Annotated in this window: 11 protein-coding genes; 8 read left to right on the top strand and 3 right to left on the bottom strand. The window is 60.0% G+C overall.

Going from position 1 to position 14472, the window contains the following annotated elements:
- The first annotated feature begins 22 nt into the window (after nucleotides 1–22).
- From ilvN to leuB, 8 genes are all read left to right on the top strand, one after another.
- Nucleotides 23–613 carry an acetolactate synthase small subunit gene (gene ilvN / locus MUN80_RS25670; RefSeq protein WP_244717902.1) on the top strand — a complete coding sequence of 197 codons (591 nt, stop codon included), beginning with the start codon at nucleotides 23–25 and terminating at the stop codon, nucleotides 611–613.
- A 236-nt stretch (nucleotides 614–849) separates the two neighbouring features.
- A complete protein-coding gene (gene ilvC, locus MUN80_RS25665) occupies nucleotides 850–1914 on the top strand; it encodes a ketol-acid reductoisomerase (protein ID WP_244717899.1) in 1065 nt (354 codons plus the stop codon).
- Entirely contained in the window at nucleotides 1907–3181 is a 1275-nt protein-coding gene (gene ilvA, locus MUN80_RS25660; RefSeq protein WP_244717896.1) for a threonine ammonia-lyase IlvA, read from the top strand. Before ilvC ends, ilvA begins: the two co-directional genes overlap by 8 nt.
- 344 nt (nucleotides 3182–3525) lie before the next feature.
- Nucleotides 3526–4692: a 2-isopropylmalate synthase gene (locus MUN80_RS25655; RefSeq protein WP_244717893.1), complete on the top strand. Its 1167-nt coding sequence runs from the start codon at nucleotides 3526–3528 to the stop codon at nucleotides 4690–4692.
- Nucleotides 4693–4712: 20 nt separating this feature from the next.
- Nucleotides 4713–4853 (top strand): hypothetical protein, encoded by a 141-nt coding sequence (locus MUN80_RS25650; RefSeq protein WP_244717891.1) that lies wholly within the window; start codon nucleotides 4713–4715, stop codon nucleotides 4851–4853.
- A 5-nt stretch (nucleotides 4854–4858) separates the two neighbouring features.
- Nucleotides 4859–6253 carry a 3-isopropylmalate dehydratase large subunit gene (gene leuC / locus MUN80_RS25645; RefSeq protein WP_375373973.1) on the top strand — a complete coding sequence of 465 codons (1395 nt, stop codon included), beginning with the start codon at nucleotides 4859–4861 and terminating at the stop codon, nucleotides 6251–6253.
- Nucleotides 6254–6417: 164 nt separating this feature from the next.
- A complete protein-coding gene (gene leuD / locus MUN80_RS25640) occupies nucleotides 6418–7014 on the top strand; it encodes a 3-isopropylmalate dehydratase small subunit (protein WP_244717888.1) in 597 nt (198 codons plus the stop codon).
- Entirely contained in the window at nucleotides 7002–8123 is a 1122-nt protein-coding gene (leuB, locus tag MUN80_RS25635; RefSeq protein WP_244717885.1) for a 3-isopropylmalate dehydrogenase, read from the top strand. The genes leuD and leuB overlap by 13 nt, the downstream gene beginning before the upstream one ends.
- A 148-nt stretch (nucleotides 8124–8271) precedes the next feature.
- Here leuB and MUN80_RS25630 read toward each other — a convergent pair whose 3' ends face one another.
- The 3 genes from MUN80_RS25630 to MUN80_RS25620 all read right to left on the bottom strand — a co-directional run bounded on the left by MUN80_RS25630 (nucleotide 8272) and on the right by MUN80_RS25620 (nucleotide 14399).
- Complete coding sequence (locus tag MUN80_RS25630; RefSeq protein WP_244717882.1) at nucleotides 8272–10275, bottom strand: carbohydrate-binding protein; 2004 nt, start codon at nucleotides 10273–10275, stop codon at nucleotides 8272–8274.
- Nucleotides 10276–10357: 82 nt separating this feature from the next.
- Entirely contained in the window at nucleotides 10358–11899 is a 1542-nt protein-coding gene (locus MUN80_RS25625) for a glycosyl hydrolase (protein WP_244717879.1), read from the bottom strand.
- Between the two features lie 58 nt (nucleotides 11900–11957).
- Nucleotides 11958–14399 carry a carbohydrate-binding protein gene (locus MUN80_RS25620; protein WP_244717876.1) on the bottom strand — a complete coding sequence of 814 codons (2442 nt, stop codon included), beginning with the start codon at nucleotides 14397–14399 and terminating at the stop codon, nucleotides 11958–11960.
- Between the last annotated feature and the right edge of the window lie 73 nt (nucleotides 14400–14472).

The following is a 14472-nucleotide window of genomic DNA, read 5'->3' as shown; positions in this document are numbered from 1 at the left end:
CTCACCATCTCACCCTTTCCCAATGACCCGGCAGGAATACAACATCACGGCCTACACCGAGAACCAGATTGGCTTGCTCAACCGCATTGCCATCATCTTCTCGCGCCGCAAAATCAACATTGAAAGCCTGAATACCTCGCCCTCCGAAATTGAGGGAATTCACCGCTTCAACATCGTGATTCACGAAACCGAGGACGTGGTGCGCAAGATTGCCAAGCAGATCGAAAAGCAGGTGGAAGTGCTCAAGGTCTACTTTAATACCAATCAGGAGGTGATCTGGCAGGAAATGGCGCTTTACAAAGTGCCCACCGACGTCATTGCCGAAAAAGCCTCCGTGGAGCGCCTGCTGCGGGAACATGGGGCCCGGGCCGTGGTCATTCGCAAAGATTATACGGTGTTTGAAACCACGGGCCACCGCGAGGAAACCGATACCCTCATCAAGGTGCTGCAGCCCTACGGCCTCATCGAGTTTGTGCGCTCGGCCCGCATTGCCATCATCAAACACAGCGACGGGTTCAACCGCAAGCTGCGCGAGTTTGAGCGCACCGAGCCCGGCTCGGAAGTCGTGGAAAACGAGTTCCTCAACAACCGCGACGAGGTCTTCTCGATGTAGTACTACAGCAGCGCGTCCTGTCGACCAGCGGGCGGCATCTCGCGTGCAGGGCTAATCAAAAGCTGTCACAACGAAGCGGTAGAGATGCTTCGACTCTGCTCAGCAGGACAGCTCGTTTCCTAACAACGTCAGCACGCGGAATTCTTCGCGGAGCTCGGAACGACGGCCTGCGGAGACCGGCTTCCAAACCCAAAAAGCATTCAACACTCACTATTCACCCTTTACCACTTTCCATCATGGCAACCATCAACTTTGGCGGCGTAGAAGAAACTGTAATTACCCGCGACGAGTATCCGCTGTTTAAGGCCCAGGCCTACCTGAAGGACGAAGTCATTGCCGTGATTGGGTACGGGGTGCAGGGGCCGGGCCAGGCCCTGAATCTGCGCGACAACGGCTTCAACGTCATCATCGGCCAGCGCCAGGATTCGCCCTCCTGGGAAAAAGCCCTGCAGGATGGCTGGGTCGAGGGCGAAACCCTGTTTTCCATTGAGGAAGCCGCTGCCCGGGGCACCATTATTGCCAACCTGCTCTCGGATGCCGGCCAGATTGCCCTGTGGCCCACCTTGAAGCAGCACCTCACGCCGGGCAAAACGCTGTACTTCTCCCACGGCTTCGGCATCACCTTCAACGACCAAACCAACATCATTCCACCCGCCGACGTGGACGTGATTCTGGTGGCGCCCAAGGGCAGCGGCACCAGCCTGCGCCGACTCTATCTGCAGGGCGGCGGGCTGAACTCGTCGTATGCCGTGTTTCAGGATGCTACCGGTGAGGCCCTGGAAAAGGCCATTGCCCTGGGCATCGGGGTAGGCTCGGGCTACCTGTTCGAAACCGACTTTAAGCGCGAAGTATACTCCGACCTGACCGGGGAGCGGGGCGTGCTGATGGGTGCTTTGGCTGGTATCATCGAGGCTCAGTACCAAGTGCTGCGCCAGCGCGGCCACTCGCCTTCCGAGGCCTTCAATGAAACCGTAGAAGAGCTGACCCAGAGCCTGGTACCGCTGGTAGGCGAAAACGGCATGGACTGGATGTTCAGCAACTGCTCCGTAACGGCCCAGCGTGGCGCCCTCGACTGGAAAGGCCGCTTCCGGGAAGCTACGCTGCCCGTGCTCAATGAGCTCTACGACAGCGTGGCCTCGGGCAAGGAAGCCGAGCGTACCATCCAGCGCGGCTCCACGCCGAACTATCGGAAAGAACTGGAAGCCGAACTCAAGGAAGTTCGGGAATCGGAGCTGTGGCAAACCGGCGCAACCGTGCGCCAGCTCCGCTCCCTGAAGAAAACTGCCGAAGCCGATGCATAGCGAAACTATAGCCCTTTCAGCCCCCACAGTACTGCTCGAAAGCGTGGAGCAGGCTGCCCGCAATCTGCAGGGCGTGATTTACGAAACCCTGCTTCAGCAAAACCTGGGCCTCTCGGCCGCTTATGGCGCGTCGATTTACCTGAAACGGGAAGACTTGCAGGTGGTGCGCTCCTACAAAATCAGGGGCGCCTACAACAAGATTTCCCAACTGGCCCGGGAGCAGGACACGCCGGAAGTAGTGTGCGCCAGTGCCGGCAACCACGCCCAAGGCGTGGCCTACGCCTGCCAACTGCTGGGGCTGAAGGGCTATATTTTCATGCCGGCCAACACGCCGGCCCAGAAGGTGAGCAAAGTGCGCCTGTTCGGCAAAGAGCAGGTTGAGGTCGTCCTGACCGGTAACACCTTCGACGACACGTTTCAAGCCGCCAAGCTGTTCTGCGACGAACGAGGCAGCGCCTTTGTGCACCCCTTCGATGACCTGGCCATTGTTGAAGGCCAGGCGACGGTAGGTTTGGAAATCCTCAAAGCCGCGCCCCAGCCCATCGACTACGTTTTTATGCCCATCGGGGGCGGCGGTTTGGCTTCGGGCGTGGGCAGCGTATTCCGGCAGCTTAGCCCGCACACTAAGCTGATAGGAGTGCAGCCCCTGGGCGCGCCTTCCATGCAGCAGGCTATCCAAACCGGCCGGCGGCAGGCCTTGGAGCACATTGAAAGCTTCGTGGACGGTGCGGCCGTGAAGTGCCCCGGCGCCCTGACTTTCGAGCTGTGCCGGGCGCTACTCGACGACGTGGTGTTGGTTCCCGAAGGCCAGGTGTGCGAGGATCTGCTGCGCATGTACAACGAGGAAGGTATCGTGCTGGAGCCGGCCGGCACGCTCAGCATCTCGGCTTTGCGCCAGTTTGCCGACGAAATCCGGGGCAAAACGGTGGTGTGCGTACTTAGCGGTAGCAACAACGACATTACCCGCATGGAGGATATCAAGGAGCGGGCCATGCGTCATAAGGGCCTGAAGCACTACTTCATGGTGACCTTTAACCAGCGGCCCGGGGCTCTGCGCCGCTTCGTGAACAATGTTTTGCACCCCGACGACGACATCATTCACTTCCAGTACATCAAGAAAAACAACAAGGAAAAAGGCCCTGTTTTCGTCGGCATTGAAGTCCGGAAGCCCCACGAAATTGAAGGAATTCAGCAGCGGATGCGGGAGGAAGGCTTTGCCTACGAATACCTGAACGGCAAGCAGGACTTCTTGAGCTTGTTGGTATAGAGACCATACAAGTAGTGGAACCTCATTCCGAGGAGCCTGACGTGTTGAGGATGTTGGGAAAAGAACGTCATGCTGAGCCCCGCGAAGCATGACGTTCTTTTTTCTCCAGTTAGGTGGTAGCACAGTTGCGCCAGGGCTTCATGCACCGGGCTTTATGTTGGCCTAAACACCGCAATTTTCCCGTTGGCCGTTGTAGTTGGCTAAATAATATATTTCTGATAAACAGACACTTGTAAATTGAAAGGCCATTATTGGAAATAGTAGGCGTGCCGAGAGTTTGTTTTCCTGGCCACGTTTTACCGGTGTACTTGCGGGCAGCAATTCGCTGAAAGTACTCCGATAATATGGCTGCTCAGAAAATTCAGATCTTCGATACGACCCTGCGCGACGGGGAACAAGTGCCCGGCTGCAAGCTCAACCAAGACGAAAAACTCGTCATTGCCCGGCAGCTGGAGCTACTCGGTGTCGACGTGATTGAAGCGGGCTTCCCCGTATCGAGTCCGGGCGACTTTGCCGCCGTGGCTGCCATTGCGGCCCAAACCCGGGAGGCTACCGTCTGTGGCCTCTCCCGGGCTGTGGAAAACGATATCCGCGTCGCCGCCGAATCGTTGCGGCACGCCCGCTACCCGCGGATTCATACCGGTATCGGTACTTCTGAGTCTCATATCAAGTTTAAGCTCAACTCCACGCCCGAGCAGGTCATTGAGCGGGCCGTGGCCGCTGTGAAGCTGGCTAAGTCCTTCGTAGAAGACGTGGAGTTCTACGCCGAAGATGCCGGCCGCACCGACAACGAGTACCTGGCCCGCGTCTGTGAGGCTGCCATTCGGGCCGGGGCCACGGTGCTCAACATCCCGGACACAACGGGCTACTGCCTGCCCGAAGAGTACGGAGCTAAAATCAAATACCTGTACGAAAATGTGCGGGGCGTGCAGAACGTGACGCTTTCCACGCATTGCCATAACGATTTAGGATTGGCTACGGCCAACTCCATTGCCGGCGTCATGAACGGGGCCCGGCAGATTGAATGCACCATAAATGGGGTAGGGGAGCGGGCCGGCAACACGGCGTTAGAGGAGGTCGTGATGATTCTGCGCCAGCACCCTTACCTCAATTTGGGTACCAACATCACCACGCAGCTGCTGGCCGAAACCTCGGCCATGGTATCACAGCTGATGTGCATGGTGGTGCAGCCTAACAAAGCTATTGTGGGAGCGAATGCCTTTTCGCATTCGAGTGGGATACACCAGGACGGCGTTATCAAGCACCGCGAGACGTACGAAATCATTGATCCGCGCGAGGTGGGCGTGGCGGATTCGTCGATTGTACTAACCGCTCGTTCGGGGCGCGCCGCCCTGGCGTACCGCCTGCAAAAAATTGGCTACGATTTCGACAAGCACGCCCTGAACAAGGCCTACGCCTCCTTCCTGCAGCTAGCCGACCGTCAGAAGGAAGTAGTCGATACGGATTTGCACATTCTGGTGGAACAGGAAAACCTGGTAGCCGCCTCCTAACACGCTTCCCGCTTATGAACATGCCCCTGCAACACAGCCAGGTCGAGCCCCGCGCTGCAGTTCGTTCGTCCCGCTGCCCCGACTGGATAACCTACGCCGCCGAGCAGGCCCGCCTAAGCAGCCGCCCGGCCGACAGCACCCCTCCCAAGGTTTCAAAGTAAGCATCATGGCCAAGTCCTTATTCGATAAAATCTGGGATGCCCACGTGGTGAAAACCATTCCGGGCGGGCTGGAGGTGTTTTACATCGACCGGCACCTGATTCACGAAGTCACCAGCCCGCAGGCCTTCGATGAGCTGCAGGAACGGGGCCTACCGCTGAGCCGGCCGGAGCAGATTCTGGCCACCGCCGACCACAACGTACCGACCCGCAACCAGCACCTGCCGATTCAGGACCCGCTGAGCCGGTCCCAGGTGGATAAGCTCACCGAAAACTGCGCGAAGTTCGGCGTGGAGCTGTTTGGGCTGGGCCACCAGTACCAGGGCATTGTGCACGTCATCGGACCAGAGCTGGGCGTGACCCAGCCGGGCATGACCATCGTGTGCGGCGACAGCCACACCTCGACCCACGGCGCCTTCGGGGCCATTGCCTTCGGGATTGGCACCAGCCAGGTTGCGCAGGTAATGGCCTCGCAGTGCCTGCTTATCAGCCGGCCCAAGCGCATGCGCATCACCGTGGATGGCGAGCTGCGGCCCGGCGTGACGGCCAAGGACATAATTCTCTACATCATTTCGAAGCTCGGCACGGGCGGGGCCACCGGCTACTTCGTGGAGTACGCCGGCAGCGCCATTCGCAGCCTAAGCATGGAAGGCCGCATGACGGTCTGCAACATGAGCATCGAAATGGGAGCCCGCGGCGGCCTCATTGCCCCCGATGCTACCACATTTGACTACCTCCAAGGCCGGCCCTACGCCCCTCAGGGTGAGCGGTGGGAGCAGGCCGTAGCGTACTGGCAGACGCTGTATTCGGAAGAAGGTGCCGAGTTTGAGTCGGAGCTGAGCTTCGATGCGCAGGCCATTACTCCGATGATAACCTACGGCACCAACCCCGGTATGGGCATAGCGCTCAGCAGCTCGATTCCGGTGCTCGGCACCGATGGGGAAGCTGCCAGTTTCGACAAATCATTGGCTTACATGGGTTTCACGCCGGGAGAATCGTTGCTCGGCAAGGAAATCAATTACGTCTTTATCGGTAGCTGCACCAACTCCCGCATCGAGGACCTTAGGGCCGTGGCAGCCTACGTGAAGGGCAAGCACAAGGCCCGGCACGTGGAGGCCATCATCGTGCCCGGCTCCAAGCTGGTTGAAAAGCAGGCCATTGCCGAAGGCCTCGACCAGGTGCTGGCCGAAGCCGGCTTTGAGCTGCGGGAACCGGGCTGCTCGGCCTGTCTGGCCATGAACGACGACAAGATTCCGGCCGGCGCCTACTGCGTCTCGACCTCTAACCGCAACTTCGAAGGCCGCCAGGGCCCGGGAGCCCGCACCCTGCTGGCCAGCCCGCTCGTGGCCGCCATCACGGCCGTAGAAGGCCGCATCGTCGACATCACCCAGTATTTGAATTAACTGCCACTTTGCCGCGACCCTAACGTCGCAAGGCACGCAAGCGAGAGGAGGAATCGGCTAGGGAGCCAGCCTCGGGCCCGCCGGACCAGCCAGCTACCGGAAACTGGTTTCTCCTTTCACTTGACGCAGGCTTCACAACCTTCTTCCAGCACGTCCCACCACCCATGGAAAAATTCCAAACGCTTCGCTCGGGCGTTGTCCCGCTGCCCATCGAAAACGTCGATACGGACCAGATCATCCCGGCCCGTTTCCTGAAGGCCACGACCCGTGAGGGGTTTGGCCAAAACCTGTTTGCCGACTGGCGTTACCAGGCTGACGGACAGCCTAAGACCGATTTCGTGCTCAACAACCCCCGTTATCAGGGTCAGATTCTGCTGGCGGGCAAGAACTTCGGGTGCGGTTCTAGTCGGGAGCACGCCGCCTGGGCTTTGTATGATGCGGGCTTCAGGGTGGTTATTTCGAGCTATTTCGCCGACATCTTCCGCGGCAACGCGCTAAACACAGGCTTGCTGCCCCTGCAGGTTTCCGAAGAGGTATTACAAGGCTTGTTCCGGCAGGTAGAGCTAGAGCCCGAAACGCAGCTAGTAGTGGATTTACCCAGCCAGACGCTGTCCATTCCGGTCTGGGAAACTAGTGTCGGCTTTGAGCTCGACGCTTACAAGAAGGAGTGCCTGATCAATGGCTACGACGATATCGACTACTTGGTGAGTCAGCGGGACGCCATTAAAACCTACGAACAGCTGCGCAAATGGGTATTTTAAGCAAACGAATCGTGGTGCTATCGGGAGATGGTATCGGGCCGGAAGTGTGTCAGGAAGCGGTGCGGGCCCTAAAGGCCGTGGCCGACAAGTTCGGCCACGAGTTCATCTTCGACTATCAGCTCATGGGCGCCTGTGCCATCGACGCTACCGGTGACCCGCTCCCGGAGGCTACGCTCGATGCCTGCCGCGCGGCCGACGCCGTGCTGCTTGGGGCCATCGGTGACCCGAAATATGACAATAACCCCAGCGCCAAGGTGCGCCCCGAGCAAGGGCTGCTGCGCCTGCGCAAGTCGCTGGGGCTGTACGCCAACATCCGGCCCGTAACGGCTTACGACCGGCTGTTGGAACACTCGCCGCTGAAGAAAGACCGGATTCAGGGTGCCGACATGCTCATCTTCCGCGAGCTGACCGGGGGCATTTACTTCGGCGAAAAAGGCCGCCGCGAGGATGGCTCGGCCTACGACAACTGCACCTACAGCCGCTACGAAATCGAGCGGGTGGCCCACCGCGCTTTCCAGGCCGCCGAGGCCCGTCGCGGCAAGCTGACCCTAGTGGACAAGGCCAACGTGCTGGAAACCTCTCGACTGTGGCGCGAAGTAGTGCAGGACCTGGCTTTGCAATATCCCAAGGTGCTGGTCGACTACCTGTTCGTGGACAACGCGGCCATGCAGATGATTCTGAGCCCGAAGCAGTTCGACGTGATTCTGACCGAGAATATGTTCGGCGACATCATCAGCGACGAAGCCTCGGTTATTGCCGGCTCGTTGGGCTTGCTGCCCTCGGCCTCCGTCGGCGACGAAGCGGCGCTATTCGAGCCTATTCACGGCTCGTATCCGCAAGCCAAGGGTAAGGGCATCGCCAATCCTATTGCTACGATTCTGTCGGCGGCCATGCTGCTGGAGCACTTCGGGTTGCAGGAAGAAGCCAATTCGGTGAAGAAAGCCGTGGACAATGCCCTGGAGCAAGGCGTATTGACGCCGGAGCTCAACGCCAAGTCGCCTTACACCACCGAGCAGGTAGGCAGCTTTGTGGCCTATGGCATCCTGGATATTCTGGACTGCCAGCTCCACAAGAACAATATTGCCTTGGGCTTAAGTACGATTATTTAAGGTTGGTTTTTTACGCAAAAAAGTCCGCTACCAGTCTGGTAGCGGACTTTTTGTGTTTTCTGAGTAGATCATAACACGCCGTCCTGTTGAGCATTCTGCGCCTCAAGCAGAGACGGGGCACCTCGCCAGATCAAGCAGGACATCGTAGTTACTCCATTTCCTTGACGAAGCGGCGTGTTACGCTGCCCTGACCTTCGGCAGAGAGACGCAGCGTGTACACCCCAGCCTTCAGCGTCGAAACATCCAGGTCGGCGGCTGACAGCTGCCCGCTGAGCACGGTGCGCCCGGTTACGTCAAAGACTTGATACTGACTGCCGATCAGACTGGCGTCGGCACGGAAATGCAGGGCGCGGCCGGCCGGGTTGGGATACACTTCTAGGTTCCGGTCGAGGGTGCTGACGGAAGTAGTTAGGGCAGTGCCGGCCGGCCGGGCAGCCCCAGCTTTGGTGATGCGCAGCCAGTTGAAGTTCCAGCCTCCGGCTTGGGCGTACACGCCAAAGCTGTAGGTGCCCGCGTTGATATTTACGGTCTGCGACACGGTGGTCCAGTTCTGCCAGCCGCCGGTAGCCGGAATAGCCACGTTGCCGAGCTGGGTGGAGCCAGCGTTGAGGTCCGATGACAACGTGCTGCCACTGGGGCTGGCTACGCGGTACTCAATGGTGTACGTGCCCGAGGTCGGGAAATTGACGTTGGCGTAGGCCATCCAGTCGGTAGCATCGATGTAGCCCACGTTCTGGCCGCCGCCGGTGTCGGTAGTGGTTTCTACCTGCACGCCCTGCATGCTGGTAAAGGCTTCGGCCTGAATGGTGGTCGAGGACGTTGGGGGCGGCGTGGTGCTGGCAAAGGTTAGCCAGTTCACGTTGCAGCCCGTGGAAGCCGAGGCGTACAGGCGCAGAGTCTGGCGGCCGGCGGGCAGGGTCACGGTGGCGTTGATGGTTTGCCAGTTCTGCCAGCCGCCGGTGTTGCCCACATTGATGCTACCCAGCACGGCGCCGGCGCTGTTACGCAACTGCAGCGTAGCGCCACCGTAGGCCGAGGCCACCCGGAAACCTACCGTGTAGGAGCCGGCCGCAGCCACGTTCACGGAGTAGTCGAGCCAGTCGCCGGTTTCGTACCAGGCCACGTTCAGTCCGCCGCCGGTGTCGGTTGTGGTTTCGGTTTGGGTGCCCGATTGTGCCGAAGAGCTTTCGGCTTCAATTCGCCCCGGGACGGCCTGGGCTGGAGGCGGGTTCGTGCCATTGCGCTGCACGACGACCTGGTTGATAGCCGTAAGCAAAGAGTTGGCACCGGTTACATCCTGCGACAGTTCCCAGATCATGATGCCGCTGCCCTGGTCGAAGGCCAGGTTGGTTTTGCTTTTGATGGTCGGGATGCCGTTGTAGCCCACGCCGTCGAATACGTCGGCGTTGGGGCTGGCGCCGCGGGCCAGCAGCTGGGCATACGATTCCCACGTGGGCCGGCCGTAGAAGGGCACGCCCAGCACGGTTTTATTGGCGGGCAGGCCGCGGCCCTTCCAGTAATTGATGGACTGCACCGCGTAGTCGTAGGTGGAGTGGTCGAAGTTGTTGAAGTCGTAGGCCATCAGGTTCAGAAAGTCTACGGAAGTAAACACGCTGTTGAGGATGCTGGCCCCACCCGTGCCCACCACGGCGGCCGTGAGCAGCTTGCCCCGGCTGTGCATTTCGGTGGAAAGCTGCTGCATCAGCAGGGCATGGTTGTTGGCCGAAGCCCCGGCGTCCGGGTATTCCCAGTCGATGTCCACCCCGTCGAGGTTGTACTGATTGGCGAAGTTGACCAGGTTCGTGACGAAGGTGTTGCGGTACGCAGCATTGGCGCCGATACTTTCGAAGCCACTGTCGTTGCCATCATTCCAGCCACCCACCGAAATCAGCACTTTTACGCCGTTGGCGTGGGCCAACGAAACCAGGCTTTGCAGCTTGCTGGGGTTTTCAATGGGTTGCAGGCCACCCGTGGCCGTGGGCAGCAGGAAGGCGTAGTTGATGTGGGTCAGCTTGCTGTACTGCACGCTGTTCACGTCGCCGGCCCAGGAGGGCACGTAGCCGATTACCCGAAACTGAGCGAAGGTCGACGCGGAGCTCAGCAGCAGCAAGAGCAGCAACAGGACCTGCTTTAGGGAAAAGGTAATTTTCATAGCATTGGTTTTGGAGTGGAAAAATGGTGCGGATAGGTAAGGCGCTCAGCCGTGGCGTAGCGGGCAGAAAAGCTGGGGTGCCTCAGCGCTTCACCAGCCGCTGGGTGAGCTGTTGGGCATCAGTGGTAGTGGCCCGCACGACGTAGAGGCCAGCGGGCAGGGAGGCAATAGTCAGCTCGGCGGCCGGCCCTGCGCTGGTAAGCACGGTTTGGCCTAGGGCATTGGTAATGGTTAGGCTGCGCAGGCGGGCTCCACCGCTGAGCGCCACGTGCAGCTGGGTTTCGGCGGGATTGGGGTAGAGATCCAGAGTCGTGGCAGAATTGGAAGCGGATACCGATGCGGTTCGTAAAGCAGTGGTGGCCGGTCCAAAAACCTCGATTTCATAGAGCGAGTAGCCGTAGGTCGTGGCGCGCCGGGTGCCCAGCAAACGCAGATAGCGGCCCCGGCCGCTGAGCCCGGTCAGGTTGTCCACGCCCCCGTCGCCGTTGACCACTGTTTGAATCGTAGTCCAGTTGACACCATCGGAGGAGGTCTGGAGCTGATAGTCCCGGGCAAAAGCCGCCTCCCAGCTGAGCTGTACGCGGGTAAAAGTCTGAATGCTCCCGAAGTCGAGCTGCAAGGACTGCGGGTCGGCAAAGGCACTGGCCCAGCGCGTGTTGATGTTGTTGTCGGTAGCGTTGGCCGCCCCGGTGGCGTTGCTTTCCTGGGAAGAGGCGCGTGTGGCTACCGGGATAAGTCGGCCTGGCTCCCCGTTCACGGGTAGGCTCACGTACTCCTGTCCCAGGGCCGTCAGTTGACCCGAGGCCCCCAGCAGGTTGATGTTGGGAATCTCATTGTTGCGGCCCGAAAACCAGGCATAGCGGAAAATAGCTGGCTCTTTTTCCAGGTAGTTCACCGCGTCCATGAGGTATTTCTGCTGCACGGCCAACGTAATCTGGCTGGCGGGCATGTCGCCGCAGGCAAACTCGGTCAGCCAGATGGGCTTGTTGTACTTTTTGAGCTCGGCAATCTTGTCGCGCAGCCAGCGTTCCTCGCACACGTAGGTATGCACGGCAATGTAATCGACCTGACACGTCGGGCAGGCGGCAAAAAAGGCGTCCAGGTACTGTGTGGGCGAATAGTAGGTGGTGCCATTTTCCGTTACACAGTCGCCGCAATAATTCACGGCCGGCGACACCAGCTTGAGGTTTTTACGCCGCGCCACTTCCTGCAGAACCGGCCACAGCGCCGCTGCCTGAGTTGGCGTCAAGTTGGCCTGAGACCGGAAATTAGGCTCGTTGAAGCCCAGCAGGTACTTGGCCCCCGCCGGAATATTGGTCGCCAGCCGGTCGGCCGTAACGGCGCTGCCGTCCAGGTCGCGGCCCCACTGCATGGGCACGTAGTCCACGTTGAGGCCGGGGTAGATGGTGGCCGCCCCCGCGTCGGGGCGGGAGTACCAATTGTACCACCAACTGATGCCTGGGGCCAGCGCCTGCATGTCGGCGGCCGAGTGGTAGCCGTAGGCCAGGCCCCGCTTCGGGCTTTTGGTTTGAGCCTGCCCCACTTCCCCCAAGGCCAGCAGAAGCACCAGTGCTCCGACGCAAGTCTGGATGAATTTGCCTGATATGCTGTGGTTCCGTACCATAAGTAGACGAATAAAGGGTGGCTGGGGCCATCGGGTAGAGAGGCCCCAGCCACCGGGGTTATTTCAGGAAACGTTTGGCGGGTTGTACCTGGCCATCAATAACCAGGCGCAGGGTGTAGGAGCCGGGCTGCAAACCCGAAACGTTCAGCCGTCCCGTTGCGGCCGAGCCTTGGGCCACTACCTTGCCCCAGGCATCCAGAATCTGATACTCACTGGAGGCCAAGCTCCGGTCGGAGTGAATCTGCAGCTGGTCGGTAACCGGGTTGGGGTAGAGGTCTAGCACCGCTGCCGCCTGAGCCACGCTGCCCTGGTTGGCTGCCCGTGCGCTACCCACGCGGCTGATACGGACCCAGTTGACGTTCCAGCCACCCGACTGCGCATAGATGCCGAAGTTGTAAGTGCCCGCATTGACGGTCACAGTGCGCGACACAGTGGTCCAGTTCTGCCAGCCGCCGGTACCGGGAATGGGGGTATTGCCGAATTGGATGGTGCCGGCGTTGAGGTCGGAAGAAATGGTGCCACCGCTGCCGCCGCTGGCTACGCGGTACTCAATCAGGTACTGGCCCGTAGTGGGGAAGTTGATGCCATTCCAAACCAGGTAATCACCGGCGTCCACGTAGCCCATGTTCTGCCCGCCGCCTGCGTCGGTGCAGGCCTCTGCTGTCATACCGTTGTTTACGCTGGCCGCCTCAGCCTGCAACGTCACGCTGAATGAGGAAGCTGCCGGCTGCACCCGCAGAGAAGTTGCTTTGTCATTCCAGTTGCCGGTGCCCAGCGGGTTATTGACCAGGCAGCTGTTGCTGGCCGTCAGGGTCAGAGCCGCGCCGCCGAAGTTGTCATTTTCATACACCACCACCTGATAGCCGCTATTCACCGTGAGCGAGGAAATATCGTCGTTCAAGATACCGCGGCTTTGCAAGGCGGCCAGATTGTAGTCGCCAGCGGGCAAGTTTACCGCCGTGCCGGTGTAGTTGCAGTCCTTATACATAGTGGCCACGCCGGCCACTGTGCCGCCGGCGGGGGCGGTGCCCGAAATGCTGAACGTACCCAGGGAGCCGTAGTCGGAATAGCCCTCCGTGACGGGGTTGCCGTAGCTGGTGCCGTCAATCTGCAGGTAATACGTGCCGGCAGTCAGGTTGGCGCTGAGCGTAGTGCTGAGGCTGCCCTGGGTGTCGAAAGTGCCAATCTGGGCCCCGCTACCGTCAAATAGGCGGCCCACGATGTCCAGGTCGCCGTGACGGCCCACGGTGTTCAGGTTCAGATTAACAGTGCCCGTCCCGCAGGTAAAGGTGAAATAATCCTGGTCACTGGTCCGCTCGATAATACCCGAGCCCGACACGCTGGTACCGTTGCGGGCCAGCGCCGTAGCCCCGCTGATGCTGTTGCTGTGGTCGTCGTTGCGGTAGCCCACGTTGTAAGTGGCGCTGGCCATAATGGCCAAATCGTCCTGGGTCTGACTGGCCGAGGCGTATTCCCCGCGGCTCCAGTGCGTGACGGGCTTGTAGTAGCCGGCGCCCATAATCGGGGCCCAGTTGCCGGCCGAAGTGCGGGCGTCGTAGTACTCTTCCTTGGGGTTGAGGCGGCCGTCGTGGCTCAGGCCCAGCGTGTGGCCTACTTCGTGCGAAGCCGCTTCGCCGCCGGCCTTGGGCGAGGTCATAAACACCCAGCAGGGCGTATCGTCGTTCCAGTTGAATGAGGTCAAATACGCCACGCCGCCTGCGCCCGGCGCTGCCGTGTTGGTCGGCGTCACGATGCAGCGCATGCGCATGGTTTTGGGGTAGGAATTGAACACGGCCTCGTCGGTGGTCACGTTCATGTTGAAGGGCCGGAAATCCTCACTGACCAATTCCCAGAACTCCTGAATGGCCGCGTCGGTCATGCCGGCCGGAGCCGCGTTAATCGGGTTGCCGTTGTTCCAAGGCGTGCCCGATACGTACTGCCCGTCGAAATCGAGCATGATGCAGCCCCGGGCGCCGGGGAAGCTTTGCAGGGAAATGACCGAAACCTTGCTGGCCGTGTTATCGGTTTGGGGTGCCGGGTTGCGGTAGCCCACGGGCTGGTTATAATCCACGCAGAGCAGCTTGTCGATGTCGATGGGCTGCACCCGCACGGTGCCCCGCTCGTCGGCCGAGTACTGGTAGGCTTGGCGGGTTTGGCGCAGAATGATGTTGCCCTGCACCACGTTGCCTTCAATGCGCAGCAAAAAAGAGGAGCCCGGCACGTTCTGAATTTCGCCCACCACATACTCCCCACTAGCGTCCAGGGCTTCGCGGTGGTTTACTTTGCCCACCAAAGTCTGATTGCCCGACACGCGCAGGGTTACCGTCGGGGCAGCCCGCCGGCTCTGTGCCGTGGCTACCTGGCTTTCTAGTTGCCGCACCAGTTCTTGGCTCGACCCAACCGTGTAAGATGGCCGCGCTTGGTTTTGGGCGTTGGCCGGGCTGCTGAGCCCACCACCGAGCAGCAGGGCACCCAAGCCATACAGATACTTGTTTTTCATAATGTGGAAAGAAGTTGAATTATAGAAAGAGCAGAAACGAGGGAGTGCAGAAATCAAAAGGCAGCGGAATAGC

This window comes from Hymenobacter cellulosivorans (assembly GCF_022919135.1).
Classification (GTDB): Bacteria; Bacteroidota; Bacteroidia; order Cytophagales; family Hymenobacteraceae; genus Hymenobacter; species Hymenobacter cellulosivorans.
The sequence above is the reverse complement of the archived record's forward strand: the minus strand, read 5'-3'. Positions and strand labels throughout refer to the sequence as shown.

Excerpts from the sequence above, each read along its gene's own strand:
- MUN80_RS25630 (WP_244717882.1), bottom strand. The coding sequence starts at position 10,275 with ATGAAAATTACCTTTTCCCTAAAGCAGGTCCTGTTGCTGCTCTTGCTG.
- MUN80_RS25620 (WP_244717876.1), bottom strand. The coding sequence starts at position 14,399 with ATGAAAAACAAGTATCTGTATGGCTTGGGTGCCCTGCTGCTCGGTGGT.
- leuC (WP_375373973.1), top strand. The coding sequence starts at position 4,859 with ATGGCCAAGTCCTTATTCGATAAAATCTGGGATGCCCACGTGGTGAAA.
- ilvA (WP_244717896.1), top strand. The coding sequence starts at position 1,907 with ATGCATAGCGAAACTATAGCCCTTTCAGCCCCCACAGTACTGCTCGAA.
- leuB (WP_244717885.1), top strand. The coding sequence starts at position 7,002 with ATGGGTATTTTAAGCAAACGAATCGTGGTGCTATCGGGAGATGGTATC.
- ilvN (WP_244717902.1), top strand. The coding sequence starts at position 23 with ATGACCCGGCAGGAATACAACATCACGGCCTACACCGAGAACCAGATT.
- MUN80_RS25625 (WP_244717879.1), bottom strand. The coding sequence starts at position 11,899 with ATGGTACGGAACCACAGCATATCAGGCAAATTCATCCAGACTTGCGTC.
- ilvC (WP_244717899.1), top strand. The coding sequence starts at position 850 with ATGGCAACCATCAACTTTGGCGGCGTAGAAGAAACTGTAATTACCCGC.
- MUN80_RS25650 (WP_244717891.1), top strand. The coding sequence starts at position 4,713 with ATGCCCCTGCAACACAGCCAGGTCGAGCCCCGCGCTGCAGTTCGTTCG.
- MUN80_RS25655 (WP_244717893.1), top strand. The coding sequence starts at position 3,526 with ATGGCTGCTCAGAAAATTCAGATCTTCGATACGACCCTGCGCGACGGG.
- leuD (WP_244717888.1), top strand. The coding sequence starts at position 6,418 with ATGGAAAAATTCCAAACGCTTCGCTCGGGCGTTGTCCCGCTGCCCATC.